Genomic DNA, 17,919 nt, shown 5'->3' with positions numbered 1-17,919 from the left:
TTTTCGTTTTACATTAACGCGCAGCAGACAAGCTTTCAGGTGAATAGTATTCAACCACACCGCTTTTCCCCACACCAATACATCCGGCCCCGGTTTTACAAGCCAGGCTCCATATGTTGCTGTTGCTGATATTTTGCCAGCGCGTACTGCCTGAGGAAAGCAAATATACCCCCTGCGGATTGCTGATCAATACACCAGGCAGCGAGTCATTTTGGCTATGGAAATACAATGCTGAACCATAAATCGCCCCGTTTAACGCCGGGGTGGGCAATGCCTGCCATTCAGCTTTATTAGTATCGAACTTAAATGCAGCGGCAGCTTGTTGGTGTTTCAGGCTCCCCCCAAAGGCATACAGCGTATTGTGACTGAGCTGAATACTAAAAATACCCGCCGCTTCGCCGCCTTCGAATAACGCAGCGAATCGCTGCCAGGGTTGATTCTGTTGTTTAAGTAACAACCCTGGTTGCAGGCTGTTTCCTGTGCCGATAGCAACCCAATCCCCCATTGCCGCCACACAGGTTCCGCTGGACGCAAAGCCCCCTTCCGATGCCTGCGCGGTAACTGGCATCACCTGGCGCGTCCAGTCCTTACCGCTATTGTGAGTATGTAAGATATACAAACCTTGCTTATCCGAATCACCATAAAGCCAGCCCTCACCCTGCTCAGTAAACGCCATGCAGTCAAAAAATACATGCTCATGCTCACCCTGCTTCACTAATTGCCAGTTAGCGCTTTGTATTTTTTCGTCATTTGCCGCTAAATAATAAAGCCTGGACTGCGCGCCCTCTCCCGCGCTCATCAACACTATACTGCCATCGCGAAACCATTGATTGTCGCGAAATTGCAATGCCTCAGTGTCGGGCGGCAGGCTGAGTTTAGTGAACTGCTTGCCGTTGTTTGTTGAGAGGTACGCACTGCCGTGTGTACCAGATACCAACACGGTGTTGTTTGTCCAGGTTACCGCCTGAAAGCCCGCTTTTTCGTCCAAAACGGTGGACGTAACCGCGGCTTGTGCATTCCCAGTAGTTAAAGCAATCAGGCTAAACAAGACGTTACGAACGGTTGACTGCCGTTTGCTGGGCTTACTTCTATTTACGGACATATATTTTGAACTTTAAACGATAATTTCGATACTGTGCCACACTCTGGCAGCGATGAGAACGTATCTCTGTTATAGTATCGTTATTGTAATACAAATTATCAGCATCGAATTTATACTGTACATGGCTAAACCCAAACCCCTTGTAGACATTGTTACTTATGGTATCCACTCAAAGTGGGACGCCGACGACAAAGCCCTGCCTAAAATTAAAACCTTTACCTATCAGGTCCCGCTGGAACTGGATATAGAATTTGGTTTTATTGTTAACATCAAACGCGCCAAAAACAGCAAAGTACGCTATTGCATCTATCACCCGGATATCCCGGATGAGGATGGCATCCCCATGCCCCCCTTTGATGGCGAGGAATATGTACGCTCAAACAATTGGGACTTTTACCTTGGTGATACGCTGTGGGAGCCGCTAGAAAACAAAGTTGGCGACTGGCGTATGACACTGGAACTGGACGGCAAACTCATTGCTGACAAAACCTTTACCGTGGAAGACGATTTACCCTACGACGGCGCACAATTCTGGCAAAGGGGTAAACCCAAACTGCGCCGCTAATAGCTGTGTTTGCCTGCCAGTAAAGCGGGCAATGCTGCACCGAAATGAATCACTTCACCAATGCCATTCCAAAGGTAACTTTATATATCGTATAAAATTCAACTGCATAGCCGTTACTTATTGAGGGAACAAAGCTTGCTACACCTTACAAAAGCTTACCCAGACTAATAATAAAAGGAAGTCGTTTATGCAGGCATTTATTGAAGGTATGCCCAAAGCAGAACTTCATGTTCACATTGAAGGCACCCTGGAGCCAGAACTCAGTTTTGCGTTAGCAGAAAAGAACGGGATTGAACTACCTTTCGACAGCCCCGAGGCCCTGATTGCGGCCTATGATTTTCATGATTTGCCCTCGTTTTTAACTATTTATTACGCCGGTATGAGTGTCCTTGTGGATGAGTCTGATTTCTACAAACTCACCTGGGACTATCTGGAAAAAGCCGCAGCCCAAAATGTAGTGTACGCTGAAATATTTTTTGACCCACAAGGCCACACTACTCGTGGTGTGGCGTTTGAAACCGTGATCACCGGCATTCGCAAAGCCCAGGTTGATGCAGAGCAGCAATTGGGCATTCGAAGCCAGTTAATTATGTGTTTTTTGCGCGATATGTCAGCAGAATCCGCCATGGAACACCTGCACATGGCTAAACCCTACCTTGACTGGCTAATAGGTGTTGGACTGGATTCCGACGAATTCAACAACCCTCCAATGAAGTTTAAAGACGTATTTGCGCTGGCCAAACAATGGGGCCTGAAACTAACGATGCACTGCGATGTGAATCAGAAAAATACCTTAGAGCACATTCGCCAGGTAATTGAAGACATTGGTGTTGACCGAATCGATCACGGTGTAAATTCACTGGAGTCAGAAGAGCTGTGCGCACTAATAGTGGAGAAAAAGCTCGGACTGACTGTGTGTCCGGTGTCTAACCAGTTCGTAGTACAGTCCTTAACCGCTAAAGAAATTCGCACCATGCTGGACAAAGGCATGCTGGCTACAATTAACTCAGACGATCCTGCCTATTTCCGGGCCTATATGAACGAAAACCTGATAGCGTTACAGCAGGAAGGTGACTTTACCCAATCAGAGCTTAAAACCCTGATGGCTAACGCCTTTAATGTAACCTGGTTACCCGACATCGACAAAGCTGCCTATTTGGCGAAACTGGACGCATATCAGTAACAAAATGGCATAAATTATTGATGTGGAATAACACTGGCGTTAAATAAAAGCTGGTATTAGTGTAAGCCACATTTGATTAACCCGTATTGATATAGCGTTGGAGTTTTCATGAGTTTACCGTCTCCGTATTTGTTGTTTATTGGCGATGCCACCGATCCGCTGAGTATTAAAATGGCGAAGAGTGCAGCCGACTGGAGCCCGGAAAAGTGCGTTGGCGAGTTTGCGTTACCCGGTTGTGAAGTGAGCACCGGGCACCCCCGGTTATCAATACAAGAAGGTGTTAGTAAAGGTGCAAAAGCCTTTGTGTTGGGTTTTGCAAACAGCGGCGGTGTGTTGGATGCACACCTGGTGAAGCCCATTCTGGAAGCCCTTGACGCGGGTCTTGATATAATTAACGGTTTGCACGACAAAGTTGCCGACATTCCGGAAATCGCAGAAAAGGCCCAGGCTTTGGGACGCCGACTGATTGATATTCGCCACCCAACTACCAAGTTTAAAACCGGTAAAGGCAACCCGCGCGCGGGCAAACGCCTGTTAACCGTTGGCACCGATTGTTCAGTGGGAAAGATGTACACAACACTGAGTCTGGCTAAGGCCATGCAAGCAGCTGGCATGAAAGCAACATTCCGGGCTACGGGGCAAAGCGGTATTTTAGTGGCGGGAGCTGGCGTTGCAGTTGATTGTGTAGTGTCTGACTTTATTGCGGGTGCCGTTGAAGCATTGTGTCCTGCAAATGACGAAGATCACTGGGATCTGGTTGAAGGCCAGGGTTCACTGTATCACCCTGCTTTTGCCGGTGTGAGCCTGGGACTTTTACATGGTGCACAGCCCGATGCACTGGTGATATGCCACGCGTTAAAGCGCGAACACATGCGCGGAATACCCGGCCGCCCTCTACCCAGCCTTCAACAGGTTATCGATATGAATTTGGTTTGCGCCAAAGTGACCAATCCCAATGTACGTGTGATTGGCGTATCGGTGAATACCTCAGCGGTATCCGAGCAGGAATCATTGGATTATTGCGCTACGGTTACGCAAGAGTTGGGTTTACCTTGTGTTGATCCAATTCGTCATGGCGTGCAGCCGCTATTGGAGTTATTAGTATGAGTTTACGCTTTGTCGCGTTCTCTGAATCGTTTCCACTGGCCCGGGAATTTCGTATTTCCCGTGGTGCAAAAACCCAGGCCGATGTCGTTACTGTTATTATTACCGATGGCCACTATTTTGGTTGGGGGGAATCGGTGCCTTATGCACGCTACAAAGAGAGCATTAGCAGTGTATTGGCGCAACTAGAGAGCGTTAAATCCGATATCGCGGATATCAAAGACACCAACGAGTTACTGGCTTTACTACCAGCAGGTTCAGCGCGCAATGCGCTGGATGCTGCGCTATGGGATTTACGAGCCAAGCAAACGGGTAAATCTGTGTATGCGTTAGCCGGTGTGCCGGAAGTTAAACGTTGTTATACCGCCCAAACCCTGAGCATTGACACACCAGACAATATGGCCAGGCAAGCGCTGGAATTAAAACAAGCACCGTTAATTAAAATAAAGCTCGACAATGAACTCGTACTGGAGCGATTGGCAGCTATCAGCCAGGCATCACCCAAGAGCCGCCTGATAGTAGATGCAAATGAGGGCTGGAGCCCGTCACAATTAAACGAATGGCTACCCGAACTGAAAGCATTAAACGTCGCGCTTATTGAGCAACCAGTACCCGACACAGAAGATGCATCCCTTGCAGGCTTGAACCCGGATATTTTGCTGTGTGCCGATGAATCCTGTCACACCAGTGAAAACATCGACACCCTGGCCAAATATTACCAGGCAGTCAATATTAAACTGGATAAAACCGGCGGTCTTACCGAAGGGATCCGCACCCTCAAAAAGGCCAAAGATGCGAATATGCAAGTGATGGTTGGCTGTATGGTAGGGTCATCGCTGGCAATGGCTCCGGCGTTTTGCCTGTGTGAATCGGTACAGTTTGTAGATTTGGACGGCCCGTTGCTGGTTGCCAAGGATCGAGACGATGGATTTGCATTTGATAATGGCCGTATGCAACAGCCATCACCATTTTTGTGGGGCTTACCTGGTCAATACGGCCAACAATTCCTAGCTAAGCGCTGGCAGGCACTCCATGAAGAGGAAACGCTATAGGTACCCCTTAAAGGGTCACCTTCAAGGGTTAACCCAGGTTTTCGCCTGCCATCTCTAACAATAGCGACCATTCTTTTTCAGTCACCGGCATAATCGACAGCCGGTGCCCTTTTTTCACTATGCCCAGCTCCGTAATAGCTGGATTGGACTTGATTTCCTGCAAACTCAGCACATGTTTAAATTTCTTGCGAAATTTGACATCTACACTTATCCAGCGCGGTGACTCTGGATTGGATTTAGGGTCGAAATAGTTGGACTCCGGATTAAATTGTGACGCATCCGGATACCCGTCTTTCACCACTTCAGCAATACCCGCAATGCCTACCACTTTGCAACTTGAATGATAAAAAAACAGCAAATCGCCGGCTTTTATCTCATCGCGCAGAAAATTTCGCGCCTGATAATTTCGCACACCATCCCAGGGTTCGGTTTGGTTGGGCCGCTTTGCCAAATGGTCGATGCCAAATACATCGGGTTCCGATTTAAATAGCCAGTAATTCATGTTTCATTCCATCACTTGATTGCGGCCAATATTACCCCATATATACAACAGAATGTATGAATTAGGTATTAACTATGTCTTCTGTTCACTTGGTTTGTCCGTCTTGTCAGGCTTTAAATCGCAGCCCGGAAGCTAAACTACAGGATTCCCCAACTTGCGGTAAATGCAAGTCAGCCTTACTCCCTTCGGCGCCCATTAATTTAACCGATGCAACCTTTCAGCGCTTTATACAGAAAAGTGAAGTACCTGTTATTGTGGATTTTTGGGCCGACTGGTGCGGTCCGTGCAAAATGATGGCGCCCACGTTTCATGCCGTGGCAGCCAATCTGCAAGGCAGGGCCATATTTGCCAAAGTAGATACTCAGGCCAACCCGGGTGTAAGCCAGCAATATCAAATTCGCAGTATTCCCAGTTTGCTGTGTTTTAAACATGGCAAAGAGACCGCTCGCCAGGCCGGGGCCATGCCTCAACAGGCGCTGACACAATGGGTGCAACAGGTTATTTAAACCTGTTTAAATGGGGCGCCACCCACTTTACACTTTACTGACATAGTCCGGAATATACGTTGCAGTCTGTTATGTGTGCCGCTCCCGTTGGTGCGGCTTTCACGTTAGGAGACCAACATGGATATTCAATCTGCCACATCATCGGTATTTCAAACCGAACAAACAATGGCAAGTAATCAGATAAAACCGCCACCACCGCCAAAACCACCTGCCCAGGACGAACTATCAGCATACATGAGCGAAAGCCGCGATGACGAAGCGGTTAAAAGCTTTATGCAGGACATAATGGCAATGGAGCAATCTGGCACCTTCAATGCCGAACAGGCTGCCTCGATGGCGCCCGCCTCGCTTCAACAGTATGCGCAAGAAAATGATATTGATTTGACAGCGTTTTTACAGAAAAAACACGACGCATTTCAACAGCGTCAACATAATACTGAAGGTGCTGAAGGTAGCAACTCCGTTGCCACTCAAACTTATCAGGCAGTAGAGTCGGCACAATCCCCGCAGCAGTCGTTACTGGAAAAATTAGCCGGTAGTATTGGCATTAACACCGTAGCCTGATGCTCACAACTGTGTGATGCAGAACCGGCAAACTCCTGCCGGTTCTGCGATGTATTTCCGGACTCGATGTCATTTATTGCCGCCACAAAAATACATCCTTCCACAACGCTATATCCCCAGCGCAGCCTTTGCTATACTAGCGAGGTTTTCACTTTCCTGACGATACCATGCAAGCAACTATTAAGGCTGAGCGCGGCCTGTTTTCTTACCCCAAATACTGGGCACATTGTTACGGCAGTGCGCCGTTTTTACCTATGTCACGTGCAGAAATGGACGAGCTTGGGTGGGACAGCTGCGACATTATTCTGGTCACCGGCGATGCCTATGTTGATCACCCCAGTTTTGGCATGGCTATTATCGGCCGCCTGTTAGAAGCCCACGGTTTCCGCGTTGGTATTATTGCGCAACCAGATTGGACCAATAAAAACGATTTCATGAAGCTGGGTAAGCCAAACCTGTATTACGGTGTTACCGCGGGCAACATGGACTCTATGATCAACCGTTACACTGCCGATAAAAAGCTTCGTCACGACGATGCCTATACGCCGAACAACGAAGGCGGGAAACGCCCTGATCGCGCAGTAACCGTGTATTCTCAGCGGTGTCGGGAAGCTTACAAAGACGTACCCATTATTATTGGTGGTATTGAAGCCAGCTTACGCAGGATTGCCCATTACGACTACTGGTCGGAAAAAGTACGCCGTTCTGTTTTATTTGATGCCAAGGCTGATCTGCTGATGTTTGGTAATGCCGAACGTCCGTTGATTGAGGTAACCCATCGGTTGGCCGCAGGTGAAAACATTGCGGATATCACTGATGTACGCGGCACCGCCATTATCGTAAAACAAGCTTTGCCCGAGTGGCAGGGTGTGGATTCAACGTCATTGGATCGTCCGGGGAAAATCGATCCAATACCCAGTCCTTACATTATGGAACCGGATTGCGACGGCAATAACGAAAACAAACCGGATGCGGAAACCGCCGTTGAAGCTAAACCCATAGTGATACAACCGGCGGAACGCCGCAAACCCTGGGAAAATGTGTACGTGAAGTTACCTGCATTCGAAGTGGTGCGGGACAACAAGATATTGTACGCCCATGCAAACCGCATTTTGCATCAGGAAACCAATCCAGGCTGCGCGCGCGCTCTGTTGCAGCGCCATGGCGACCGCCATATCTGGATAAATCCACCGGCCATGCCGCTGGAAACTGAAGAAATGGACGCGGTTTTCGATTTGCCTTATCAGCGTGTGCCGCACCCAGCATATGGCAAGGCAAAAATCCCCGCGTATGACATGATCCGCTTCTCCATTAATATTATGCGAGGGTGTTTCGGCGGATGTACATTCTGTTCGATTACCGAACACGAAGGGCGCATTATTCAAAGTCGTTCTGAAGACTCAATTATTCGTGAAATTGAACAGATCCGCGATACAGTACCCGGATTTACCGGCGTAATTTCAGACTTAGGCGGCCCTACGGCTAACATGTACCGTCTGCGCTGTAAAAGCCCTAAAGCAGAAGCGACCTGCCGTCGCCCGTCTTGTGTGTACCCCAGTATTTGTGCGCACATGGATACTGATCACACACCTACAATCAACCTGTATCGCCGGGCGCGTGAATTACCCGGCATCAAGAAAATCCTGATTGCCTCAGGCGTACGCTACGACCTAGCCATTGAGGACCCGGAGTACGTTAAAGAACTGGCACTCCACCACGTTGGCGGCTACCTTAAAATTGCACCGGAACATACCGAAGATGGCCCGCTAAGCAAAATGATGAAGCCAGGCATGGGCACATACTATCGGTTTAAAGAGCTGTTTGATAAATATTCCGAGGAAGCCGGTAAACAACAATACCTGATCCCGTATTTTATTGCTTCACACCCGGGTACCAGCGACGAAGACATGCTGGCACTGGCAATTTGGCTGAAAGAGAACCGATTTAAGCTTGATCAGGTACAGAATTTCTATCCTTCGCCTATGGCGACGGCCACTACCTTATATCACACCGAAGTAAACAGCCTGCGCAAAGTGTCTAAAGACAGCGAAACGGTAACCTCAGCAAAAGGCGAAATTCATCGCCGTTTACACAAGGCTATGCTTCGTTATCACGATCCGAAAAACTTTGCGCAGATTCGCCAGGCACTGATCAAGATGGGCCGGGAAGATCTCATTGGACGAGGCCCTCAGCATTTGGTTCCACCGGAAAGCGCGGATGAAAAGCGTCAGCGTGCACCCAAAGCTCGCGGTGGTGAAAGGGCCATGACCAAACATACCGGATTTGGCAAAACCAACCGCCCCGTTAAAAACAGACCAACCCAGAATTCGTCTGGCTCAACTCGCCCAAACAAAGGTAAACGCAACGAATCACGTTAATAAATTAGCCTTTTGATTAATGGCACCGCGTAAAAGCCTGACTACACTGAAGTCAGGCGTTTACGTGGGGCATGTTATGGTATTCGGCAAGTATTCCATTCGTTTGGATAATCAGGTGATGGTGATCCATTGTTACGGCTGTTGGAACGCAACAACCGCCCTTCAGTTCATAGAAGAATTTAAACGCTCGGCGCAATATATTTACCAATCGTCCTGGGCTCATATTGTATTTTTCGACGACTGGGTATTGTCTACTCCCGATTGCGAAGCACCTGTTAACGACATGCTGAAGTGGGCAGTACGAAATAAAATGACTCACTCCGTTCGCATTTACCGCGAAGATGCGCTTAAAAGCTATCAGTTAAACCGTATGATGGATGAGCGGGATAACAGCCATGTTATTCGCCATTTCTATACTGAGGAGGAAGGATTCAACTGGCTGGCTGAATGTGGTTATCTGGTTGAACAACCACGTGTGGTTGCCTGAGCAATACGCATTTTCACAGAGTTGTTGTGTAATATGATTTGAATCAAGGCATTCATTTATGCAGCTTTTTACAATGTCTACAGTGAATAACCACTGTGACTATTGAGAAAGCAGTTATGAATATTGAAAAACACGATCTGGTTCACGAATTCCCTGATCACCAGCACACTATTCGCCACTTAAAAATGAACGACCGTCATTTTGCCAAGTTGTTCGACCGCTATAACGATCTGGATTCAGATATCCGCAAAATAGAAGAAAGCGGTCAGCCAACCACCGATGATGTACTCAATGATATGAAAAATGAACGCGTACAGTTAAAGGACGATTTATATTGCTTTATTCGTGAAGCAGAATCTGCACTGTAACGGTTCTGTTTAGCAGCATAAAGAAGACGGGTTATGCCTTTGCATAACCCGTCTATTTTTGTACGTTCAAACGCAGAGTCGACATTTCAGGCTGATATTGCTCCCAGCCTGAATACCGGAAATGGCTATGGAATGTGCGCCAGAGAGGCCTGAATTTCTTCTGCCGTTGGTTTCAGTTGTGGCAACCCCTTCTGTTCTCTGCGACGTCCCAAATAATACAAAATGGGAGAAGCAATAAACACCGACGAACTGGTTCCTATAACAATGCCAAATAGCATGGGTAACGCAAAACTGCTTACCGTCGCGCCACCGGCAATGCCCATCGGTAACAAGGCTAGAAAAGTGGTAGCCGAGGTAAAAACGGTACGGGTTAATGTAGCGCCAATACTGCTGTTTAGTACGTCCAGTAATGGTGCGTCCGGACGGGCTCTGAAACCTTCGCGAATGCGGTCAAACACCACTACCTTGTCGTTAATTGAATAACCAATCAGGGCTAGAATTGCTGCCACAGCGGTTAAATTGAATTCAAGCCCGGTAAGAGCAAAAAAGCCAATCGTTTTAGTGAGATCCAGCATTATTGTTGCGGTAGCGGCCAACGCAAAATGTTGTTCAAATCGCACCCACAGGTACAACAATATACCACCACCGGCAATGAGCACCGCCAGAATAGATGCGTCGGCAAATCCACCGCTCACTTTCGCCCCCACCATATCAACCCGGGGAAAAGTAGCCATGTCATCGGCTGCGGTAACAGCGGCCTTTACCTGATCTACCGAACTCGTGGCGCTTTCACTCTGCTGACTAACACGGATGAGGTAATTACCGGGTTCACCAAATTCCTGAATACTGGCGCCTTCAATATGATGATCTGTAAATTGAACGCGTACCTGTTCAACCGACAATTTAGAGGACTGCATTTCAATCAAAGTACCGCCAGTAAAATCCACGCCATATTGCAATCCCGGATAGACAAACAATGCAACTGAACCCAATGACAAGATGGCAGAGGTAGCGAGCCCAATTACCCGCCCTCTCAGGAAATTAAACTGCGTTAAGCGAGTGTGGCGCAACCAGTTTCCACCAGAAAACGATAATATCTCCCTTTCCCGCTTGCGCATTGCCAGCATCATCATTTGTTTGGTTACGGCTACTGCAGTGAACATAGACGTAAATATCCCAATACCAATTGTCACAGCGAAACCTTTAACCGGCCCACTGCCAAACATGAACAACAAGCTCACCGCAATCAATGTGGTAAAACTGGAATCGAGAATTGTCGCGTAGGCCTTGTCAAAACCGGCGGGAATGGCCATACCAGCAACCTTGCCTTTAGCCGATTCCTCTTTGATACGTTCGTTAATGAGTATGTTGGCATCTACCGCCATACCAATAGTTAATATGATCCCCGCAATACCGGGGAGCGTAAGCGTAGCGCCAAACGCGCTGAGTAAACCAATGATAAGACCAATGTTTATAACCAGACTGGTACAAGCTATCAGACCCCAACGGCGGTACAATGCAATCATGAATGCAAACACCAGAGCTGCACCAATAAGTCCGGTGGAAATACCCATTTCGATGGCATCTGAGCCTAGGTCCGGCCCAACGGTGCGTTCTTCGAGTACGTTTAATGGTACAGGCAGTGCGCCAGCACGTAACAACAACGCCAGATCTTTGGCTTCAGCAGGTGTAAAGCTACCGCTGATTTCACCCGCACCGCCGGCAATAACCGAACGGATCACAGGAGCAGTCAGTACTTTACTGTCGAGTACGATAGCCAGCGGCGTACCAATGTGGCTTTTTGTCATATCGGCAAATATACGGCTACCGGTGTTGTCCAGTTTAAATGTCACCACAGGTTCGTTGGTATTGGGATCAAAACCTAGCTGTGCATCTTTAATGTGCTCTCCGTCCATTGCGGCTTGTTTTTGCACCCGATAGTGCTGTGTGCCTTGCGCATCTGGCAATAACACCGTATTTCCAGACGAAGCATTATCGACTACCCAGTGAAAACGCATTTGTGCTGTGGTACCTAATAACTCCCGAATTCTGGAAGGATCAGATACGCCTGGCATTTGCACCAGCACACCATCATTGCCCTGACGAGTAATACTAGGCTCCACCAGGCCAGATTCATTTAAGCGGCGACGCACCACTTCCAGACTCTGCTCAATGGCCTCACTTGCCAGTGTGGTTTTGTACTCTTCGGTAATGGTAAGTGTGAGCAGTTTATTGTTGTTTTCTATTGAAAATTGCTTTACACCGTTGTTGCCTCTTACCAATCCAGAGGCAATGTTTTTTGCACGGCTAACATCACTTTCTGGCCCTGTAAGCGTTAAGGAAATTACGCCGTTGTTTATAGGTTGAGACTGATACCGAATGCCTTGTTCACGCAACTCGCGTGACAACGCTTCTTTGGTATCCTGCAGTGTTTTCTCTATCAGTGGCTTGGTATCAGCACCTAACAATAAGTGCGAGCCACCCTGTAAATCCAGGCCTAGTGATAATTGATTCGACGCCAACCATTGGGGTAAACGCTGTAACGAATTGGCAGGTAAAATGTTTGGCATTGCACTTAGCAAACCAATGAGGATCACGAGTACGTACAACACGCCCCGTGAGTGAGAAACTTTCATGGGAAATCCTTGTAAATCAAAAAAATTAGCGTTGGCATAGCCAACAAAGTTAACTGACTGTTTTGACTACAGGATTGGGGGTGCCCGGGTTAGTGGCAAAGAAAAGGCGGCATTAGCAAAGCGCGGTGTTTGTTGCCACAAACTTGACACGATACCCGATATATACCAGTTCGAGGATAGCTTACTACCTGTCCCGGGTAATATGCCCGTATCGTTACCACCTGCGGATTGCTGGCTCTGGATACCAGATGAAAGTTCACGGGCAAATAAAGCAGCATCTCGTTGCCCTACCACTACACCAGGTTGTTCACTCAGGAGTATCGACGGGTCTGAAGCAGACACTGCAGAACGAGACACCCCACTCAGTGCAACAAACACCAATACACAACACAACCATACCCACATCGAGTTGAGTCGATGCGATTCAGTATTTGTTGCTGTGTGAGGGGTTAGCATGAGAATTAAAGGCGCTTGTTGTGGCTAATTACACGTCTACTATGGCGATTATTGATATGTAATACAATGGGGGAATCGCAAAAAACAACATACCCAATTGTTTTAATTACTAAAATTAAAATTACATTGTTAAATCCAGAACACTAAAACCCAATGAATTAACGCATTAGTCTACCAATTTACCTGACATCATTGTTTTCGGCATTGCGCGGCTGACAACAAAATGACAGTAAATGACAAAATTTTGACAATATAAGTTGATCTCGTGCTTCCGGCCGGTTAATTTATAGCCAGAAAGAGGCTTTATTCTGCTTTCCCCTCCCGTTAATCATGGAGTAAGATTATGTTCAAGAAAAAATTAGCTGCTTTAGTTTCTGTTTTGGGTATCACGGCCAGTATTTTGTTCAGTATTTCGGCATTGTCTGCAAACGCTGCTACCACTTCATCTTTGTTAAGCGATCGCTTTACCGCGTTTAACAATGGTAATGGTAAAGGCAGCGGTGCTACTTGTGACGGCAGTAATAACTCCAGTCAGTGTCAAAACACGTCGCGAAACTAAATTTAGCAAATTAATGTCTTTTAAAAGGCACTTCACAGCCGAAGTGCTTTTTAACTTCACAGAATATATTGCCAGAGGTGTTTGTGTTGTTGCCTCATACTTTTATCAACAAGATAAAAGATTGTCATTCAGGATTGTTTTTAGGTCTTTTTTACTTTTACCTGTTTATACTCCCATTACCTTTGGGCAGTAACCGTCCTATTGCCTGGCACGCCGAACAATTTTTCATTTTTAGTTTGTTGTTGGTGTATTTTCTTCTGCACAGTGATTATCTGTTAGGCGTAATTAGCAAACATCGCATTCCCATAGGTATTTTATCTGGCACCGTGATTTGGATGGCTTTTCAACTCATGCCACTTCCAGTTTCGTTGTTAGCCGTACTGTCGCCAGGATTTGAGAGCATATTCGATAATACTGCTACGTCATTTGCCTCAATCAGTCTGGATTTCCAGGCAACTATAGATGCACTGTTGAAAGCACTTAGCTATTTGTGTGTTTTCATTCTGGCATTGGCAATTATCACATCACCCCAAAGATTGATTTCTTGCTTAGTATTTATGGTTGTCACTGGCACGCTCAATGGTTTTTACGGTGCTTTTGAAATACTATCCGGTCAGGATTTCAGTTTATTTATGAACATGGAAAATGGTCACAGAGCCAATGGCACGTTTGTTTACCATAACCACTTTGCTAATTTTTTGTTTCTCTGTTTGTCTGCAGGGCTTGGCTATTTTATCGCCACCCTGACACAAAGAAAGGCATTTCCTCAACGAGATGTCATCGCTTCAACTCTCCAAACCATGATTTCGCCTAAATCAGCCATTCGATTATGTCTAACCATTATGGTTATTGCGTTAGTGATGTCGCATTCACGAATGGGAAATACGGCGTTTTTTGCCAGTTTATTTATCGTTTCTGTTTTATACATGTTTATTGGCAAACAGGTTCCAGGCGGATTTAAACTGCTGGTATTAAGTATGTTTCTGATAGATATCTTTGTAGTGAGCAGTTGGTTTGGACTTGAAAAGGTAAGAGACAGACTGGAAGCGACCAGTTTGGCAACTGAGTCGCGCGATGAAGTAGTATTTGATACCGTAGATATCATTAAAGAATTCCCTGTTACTGGCACTGGGGCCGGTAGTTATGAAACAGTGTTTGCCAGTTTTCAAAGCAATAATGTTAATGCCAACTACGATCACGCTCATAATGACTATCTGGAATTCAGTTTGGAATATGGTCTGCCTGTTACTCTCTTACTGGGACTACTGCTGTGCTTCATTTGTGCGATCAGCATAAAAACGCTGAGTAAAGCTAAAGACAGACGGCTTGCGGGGACAGCCGCCGCCGCGCTAATGGCGGTTGTCGGTATGCTAATGCATATGTCGGTAGACTTCCCGCTTGTGGCACCGGCAAATTCTTCGTTTTTCATTCTATTGTTAGCATTGGCCTGCATTGCGCATAACCTCCTTAACAATGAATTAAATCCTACTGTTAATCACACCGAGCCTGTTTAAGTGCGTCGGTGGTAGTTAACCACTGACAGATTGCTTCTTTATTGCTTTGGTTAAGGTTGATGATATCTAGCACGGCTTGTTTGCTTCTGCGATCCTCTAAACCAAATCTGAGATGATGTCCAAGTATCTCCTGAAGAGAAGGTAAATGGGCAATAGGTTGTTGAGACTCAACAATCCATTCCGCCAGTTGACTAAGTTTTACATGAACCCGGAAGTTATATTTGCCAAACTGATGTGCTTGTTTAACATAGGGCAAAATTTCGTCCAGGGATTGGGTGTTAAGCCAGGTAAGCAAGGCCAAATTGGCCAAGGCTTTAGCATTAGTGGGTTCTTGTTTGATTGTTTGCGAAAACAGCATATAAGCATTCTGAAAATAGAATGCCAATTGTTGTGTATCACTTTCATCAAATAACAATGTGTAATAGTAATAACCCAACAGATATTTATTCACCACCATGGGGTGCCCAAAAATATCTTGGTATTCCAGCAAATTAATTGCATTTAACGCCGCTTGTTTATCGCTTCCCTCGGCGTCGACTGAATTAAAGAGTTCAGAGGACTCATACTCCCTGTAAGCATTATGCAGTCTTTGCCCGGAAACAAACATACAGCAAAGAAGTAAAATCACAATTGAATACTTAGCAGTGAGCATGCTGTTTACTCACCCTTGGGTAGTAATTATCAATCAGACTCACCAATAAACAGCAAGTAAGTAACACCGTTAAAAATAATACGCTTAGTACGAAGTAATCGGTTTGCCAGGACTGCAAGTTACTGAGGTACTCAACGGTGAGCTCAGGGTGAACTGCATACACGTGAAATAGTAATTTGGGCAATTCTTTTTCCCAAAATGGGCTCTTGGTAATCCTAAAATGCACACGTGTACTTGTATCAGTATGAGTAATATTTAACCGGCTGCTCAGATCATTAGCAATCAGAGCAACATTATCCGAATCATTCAGGTAGTCATCTTTAGCGAGAAATAGCAGGTACCGGTTAGTTTCGCGAGAAGTTAGCTCACCAATAAAATCGTCTAGTGTCTCAGCTAAACATGTGCTGGTTGTAGACGCGGTCGAGGAAGACATGTACGAAGCGGGAATTTCCACTGCCAGATAATAACAGGGAAAGAATGTCATGTAAGTCAATGTAGTTAACATTGACACTGCTAATGATATTGGCAGAGCACGCTTTAAAAATTCAAACATCCAATTGTTTTTCTGCACAGATCCTTTTGTCATTAACCCAACTTACCGCACAAAAATCAACCTGTAAATGTGCAAGCTGGCTACAAATAAAAAAACCCGGCGCTCGCCGGGTTTTAGAGATAGTGATAGCAAATTTTTACGCTGCCTTGGTCTCGGATTCGTCTTCCACTTCATGTGCCAGCAGGTATTCAAAGGCAGACAGAGAAGCCTTAGCGCCCTCGCCCATTGAAATAACAATTTGCTTGTACGGTACAGTGGAAACGTCACCGGCGGCAAATATGCCTGGTTCAGACGTTTTACACTTACTGTCTACAACAATTTCACCGTGCTGAGTCAGTTCTACTACGCCTTTCATAAACTGACTGTTTGGAACCAGGCCAATCTGAACAAACACACCAGCCAATGGCAATGAATGTACTTCATTGGTTTTGCGGTCCTGGTATTCAATAGCGGTAACTTTGCCATTTTGTGCCACAATTTGTTTGGTAGCAGCATTTTTGATAATGGTTACGTTATCGCGCTTCTCAGCCTGATTAATCAGTACCTGATCGGCTTTCAGCGTTGGCATAAATTCAAATACCGTCACTGATTTAACTATGCCAGCTAAATCAAGCGCAGCTTCAATACCGGAGTTTCCGCCACCAATTACTGCTACGTCTTTGCCTTTAAAGAACGGACCGTCACAGTGCGGGCAATAGGCTACACCATTACCGATATTCTCTTTTTCGCCAGGGACGCCAAGCTCTCTCCAGCGCGCCCCCGTTGCAACAATAATCGTTTTGGTTTTAATCTGTTCGCCAGAAGACAACGTCAACGTTTTAATATTACCTTTCTCAACAGACTCCACGCGTACGTGCTCTTTAAGCGTGATTTCATAGTCTTTCATGTGTTCAGCAAGATTGCCCACTAATTGAGGTCCGGTCGTTTTCGGCACTGAAATCAGGTTTTCAATGCCCATGGTATCTTTTACCTGTCCACCAAAACGGTCGGCAATCACCGTTACTTTTAACCCTTTCCGCGCACTGTAAATGGCAGCACTGACACCCGCTGGACCACCACCAATAACGGTTACATCCTGCAACGGTAAACTCTGGCCAGCATTGGCCTGTTTCAACGATGGATCACGCTCCAGCAGCTTATCAATCAGGGTAGACGCATCTACTTTACCATTGGCAAACAATTCGCCATTAAGGTACACACTGGGAACGCCCTGAATGTCGCGCTCTTTTACCAGAGACTGATATAAGCCACCGTCAATCATTTCGGCAGTAATATTGGGGTTTAGCAGCGCAAATTGGTTCAGTGCCTGAACAACGTCCGGGCAGTTGTGACAACTCAAACTAATAAACACTTCAAAATTCAATGCTTCTTTCACACCTTTCACGATACCTTTAACGCTATCGTCAATTTTCAGCGGTGTGCCTGACGCGTGCAGCATGGCCAGAACGAATGAGTTAAATTCGTGCCCGCCAGGGATCCCGGAAAAACGAATACCGGTATCTTCACTATCGGCTTCAAGTAAGAAGCTGACAGAACTGCGTAAAACGCCATTTGTATCTCGTTCTTCCAACTGGATTTTGTCGCTTATCCCTGCCACGTCAGACAGAAACTTCTTCAGTTCTTCACGCTTGCTGTGCTCACCTGTTTGAAGCACAAAGGTGACGGTTTTCTGCATGTTCGCAGCATAACCTTTCAATGCATTTAAAATATCTTGCGTTAACATAATAACTTCTGCCTT

The 17,919-nt window shown here is 46.3% G+C and carries 18 protein-coding genes; 11 read left to right on the top strand and 7 right to left on the bottom strand.

What is annotated here, in order from left to right; genetic code table 11:
• Window positions 1-13: 13 nt before the first annotated feature.
• Window positions 14-1,102 carry a hypothetical protein gene (locus tag FJ444_RS04765; protein WP_140956780.1) on the bottom strand — a complete coding sequence of 363 codons (1,089 nt, stop codon included), beginning with the start codon at window positions 1,100-1,102 and terminating at the stop codon, window positions 14-16.
• A gap of 121 nt (window positions 1,103-1,223) precedes the next feature.
• Between FJ444_RS04765 and FJ444_RS04760 the strand changes: the two genes are divergently transcribed.
• The 4 genes from FJ444_RS04760 to dgcA all read left to right on the top strand — a co-directional run bounded on the left by FJ444_RS04760 (window position 1,224) and on the right by dgcA (window position 5,006).
• Entirely contained in the window at window positions 1,224-1,667 is a 444-nt protein-coding gene (locus FJ444_RS04760) for a DUF3859 domain-containing protein (protein WP_140956779.1), read from the top strand.
• Window positions 1,668-1,854: 187 nt separating this feature from the next.
• Entirely contained in the window at window positions 1,855-2,850 is a 996-nt protein-coding gene (gene add / locus FJ444_RS04755; protein WP_140956778.1) for an adenosine deaminase, read from the top strand.
• A 108-nt stretch (window positions 2,851-2,958) separates the two neighbouring features.
• A complete protein-coding gene (gene dgcN / locus FJ444_RS04750) occupies window positions 2,959-3,957 on the top strand; it encodes an N-acetyltransferase DgcN (RefSeq protein ID WP_140956777.1) in 999 nt (332 codons plus the stop codon).
• The gene (dgcA, locus tag FJ444_RS04745; RefSeq protein ID WP_140956776.1) at window positions 3,954-5,006 is read left to right on the top strand and encodes an N-acetyl-D-Glu racemase DgcA; all 1,053 of its coding nucleotides are present in this window, start codon (window positions 3,954-3,956) and stop codon (window positions 5,004-5,006) included. Before dgcN ends, dgcA begins: the two co-directional genes overlap by 4 nt.
• 28 nt (window positions 5,007-5,034) lie before the next feature.
• Here the strand turns inward: dgcA and FJ444_RS04740 are convergent, their stop codons facing one another.
• Complete coding sequence (locus tag FJ444_RS04740) at window positions 5,035-5,508, bottom strand: EVE domain-containing protein (RefSeq protein WP_140956775.1); 474 nt, start codon at window positions 5,506-5,508, stop codon at window positions 5,035-5,037.
• Window positions 5,509-5,582: 74 nt separating this feature from the next.
• Between FJ444_RS04740 and trxC the strand changes: the two genes are divergently transcribed.
• The 5 genes from trxC to FJ444_RS04715 all read left to right on the top strand — a co-directional run bounded on the left by trxC (window position 5,583) and on the right by FJ444_RS04715 (window position 9,811).
• Window positions 5,583-6,014 (top strand): thioredoxin TrxC, encoded by a 432-nt coding sequence (gene trxC, locus FJ444_RS04735; RefSeq protein ID WP_140956774.1) that lies wholly within the window; start codon window positions 5,583-5,585, stop codon window positions 6,012-6,014.
• 117 nt (window positions 6,015-6,131) lie between these two features.
• Window positions 6,132-6,578 carry a hypothetical protein gene (locus FJ444_RS04730; RefSeq protein ID WP_140956773.1) on the top strand — a complete coding sequence of 149 codons (447 nt, stop codon included), beginning with the start codon at window positions 6,132-6,134 and terminating at the stop codon, window positions 6,576-6,578.
• A 167-nt stretch (window positions 6,579-6,745) separates the two neighbouring features.
• A complete protein-coding gene (locus FJ444_RS04725) occupies window positions 6,746-8,956 on the top strand; it encodes a YgiQ family radical SAM protein (protein WP_140956772.1) in 2,211 nt (736 codons plus the stop codon).
• A gap of 19 nt (window positions 8,957-8,975) precedes the next feature.
• A complete protein-coding gene (locus FJ444_RS04720; protein ID WP_140956771.1) occupies window positions 8,976-9,443 on the top strand; it encodes a hypothetical protein in 468 nt (155 codons plus the stop codon).
• Window positions 9,444-9,559: 116 nt separating this feature from the next.
• Window positions 9,560-9,811 (top strand): YdcH family protein, encoded by a 252-nt coding sequence (locus FJ444_RS04715; RefSeq protein ID WP_140956770.1) that lies wholly within the window; start codon window positions 9,560-9,562, stop codon window positions 9,809-9,811.
• A gap of 125 nt (window positions 9,812-9,936) precedes the next feature.
• Here FJ444_RS04715 and secD read toward each other — a convergent pair whose 3' ends face one another.
• Together secD and FJ444_RS04705 are read right to left on the bottom strand one after the other, a co-directional pair.
• Complete coding sequence (gene secD, locus FJ444_RS04710; protein WP_140956769.1) at window positions 9,937-12,447, bottom strand: protein translocase subunit SecD; 2,511 nt, start codon at window positions 12,445-12,447, stop codon at window positions 9,937-9,939.
• Between the two features lie 66 nt (window positions 12,448-12,513).
• Window positions 12,514-12,903: a hypothetical protein gene (locus tag FJ444_RS04705; RefSeq protein WP_140956768.1), complete on the bottom strand. Its 390-nt coding sequence runs from the start codon at window positions 12,901-12,903 to the stop codon at window positions 12,514-12,516.
• 343 nt (window positions 12,904-13,246) lie between these two features.
• Between FJ444_RS04705 and FJ444_RS04700 the strand changes: the two genes are divergently transcribed.
• A complete protein-coding gene (locus FJ444_RS04700) occupies window positions 13,247-13,462 on the top strand; it encodes a hypothetical protein (RefSeq protein ID WP_140956767.1) in 216 nt (71 codons plus the stop codon).
• Between the two features lie 134 nt (window positions 13,463-13,596).
• Complete coding sequence (locus FJ444_RS04695; protein ID WP_140956766.1) at window positions 13,597-14,976, top strand: O-antigen ligase; 1,380 nt, start codon at window positions 13,597-13,599, stop codon at window positions 14,974-14,976.
• Here FJ444_RS04695 and FJ444_RS04690 read toward each other — a convergent pair.
• The 3 genes from FJ444_RS04690 to ahpF form a co-directional block, all read right to left on the bottom strand.
• Window positions 14,954-15,604 carry a hypothetical protein gene (locus FJ444_RS04690; protein ID WP_140956765.1) on the bottom strand — a complete coding sequence of 217 codons (651 nt, stop codon included), beginning with the start codon at window positions 15,602-15,604 and terminating at the stop codon, window positions 14,954-14,956. The genes FJ444_RS04695 and FJ444_RS04690 overlap by 23 nt on opposite strands.
• A 10-nt stretch (window positions 15,605-15,614) precedes the next feature.
• The gene (locus FJ444_RS04685; RefSeq protein WP_140956764.1) at window positions 15,615-16,133 is read right to left on the bottom strand and encodes a hypothetical protein; all 519 of its coding nucleotides are present in this window, start codon (window positions 16,131-16,133) and stop codon (window positions 15,615-15,617) included.
• A gap of 184 nt (window positions 16,134-16,317) precedes the next feature.
• Window positions 16,318-17,904 (bottom strand): alkyl hydroperoxide reductase subunit F, encoded by a 1,587-nt coding sequence (gene ahpF / locus FJ444_RS04680; protein WP_140956763.1) that lies wholly within the window; start codon window positions 17,902-17,904, stop codon window positions 16,318-16,320.
• Window positions 17,905-17,919: the final 15 nt, after the last annotated feature.

It is taken from the genome of Aestuariibacter sp. GS-14, from assembly GCF_006494365.1.
Lineage (GTDB): Bacteria > Pseudomonadota > Gammaproteobacteria > Enterobacterales > Alteromonadaceae > Alteromonas > Alteromonas mangrovi.
The sequence above is the reverse complement of the archived record's forward strand: the minus strand, read 5'-3'. Positions and strand labels throughout refer to the sequence as shown.

Coding starts and splice junctions, on each gene's coding strand:
- FJ444_RS04765 (WP_140956780.1), bottom strand. CDS start 1,102: ATGTCCGTAAATAGAAGTAAGCCCAGCAAACGGCAGTCAACCGTTCGT.
- FJ444_RS04760 (WP_140956779.1), top strand. CDS start 1,224: ATGGCTAAACCCAAACCCCTTGTAGACATTGTTACTTATGGTATCCAC.
- add (WP_140956778.1), top strand. CDS start 1,855: ATGCAGGCATTTATTGAAGGTATGCCCAAAGCAGAACTTCATGTTCAC.
- dgcN (WP_140956777.1), top strand. CDS start 2,959: ATGAGTTTACCGTCTCCGTATTTGTTGTTTATTGGCGATGCCACCGAT.
- dgcA (WP_140956776.1), top strand. CDS start 3,954: ATGAGTTTACGCTTTGTCGCGTTCTCTGAATCGTTTCCACTGGCCCGG.
- FJ444_RS04740 (WP_140956775.1), bottom strand. CDS start 5,508: ATGAATTACTGGCTATTTAAATCGGAACCCGATGTATTTGGCATCGAC.
- trxC (WP_140956774.1), top strand. CDS start 5,583: ATGTCTTCTGTTCACTTGGTTTGTCCGTCTTGTCAGGCTTTAAATCGC.
- FJ444_RS04730 (WP_140956773.1), top strand. CDS start 6,132: ATGGATATTCAATCTGCCACATCATCGGTATTTCAAACCGAACAAACA.
- FJ444_RS04725 (WP_140956772.1), top strand. CDS start 6,746: ATGCAAGCAACTATTAAGGCTGAGCGCGGCCTGTTTTCTTACCCCAAA.
- FJ444_RS04720 (WP_140956771.1), top strand. CDS start 8,976: ATGGCACCGCGTAAAAGCCTGACTACACTGAAGTCAGGCGTTTACGTG.
- FJ444_RS04715 (WP_140956770.1), top strand. CDS start 9,560: ATGAATATTGAAAAACACGATCTGGTTCACGAATTCCCTGATCACCAG.
- secD (WP_140956769.1), bottom strand. CDS start 12,447: ATGAAAGTTTCTCACTCACGGGGCGTGTTGTACGTACTCGTGATCCTC.
- FJ444_RS04705 (WP_140956768.1), bottom strand. CDS start 12,903: ATGCTAACCCCTCACACAGCAACAAATACTGAATCGCATCGACTCAAC.
- FJ444_RS04700 (WP_140956767.1), top strand. CDS start 13,247: ATGTTCAAGAAAAAATTAGCTGCTTTAGTTTCTGTTTTGGGTATCACG.
- FJ444_RS04685 (WP_140956764.1), bottom strand. CDS start 16,133: ATGTTAACTACATTGACTTACATGACATTCTTTCCCTGTTATTATCTG.
- ahpF (WP_140956763.1), bottom strand. CDS start 17,904: ATGTTAACGCAAGATATTTTAAATGCATTGAAAGGTTATGCTGCGAAC.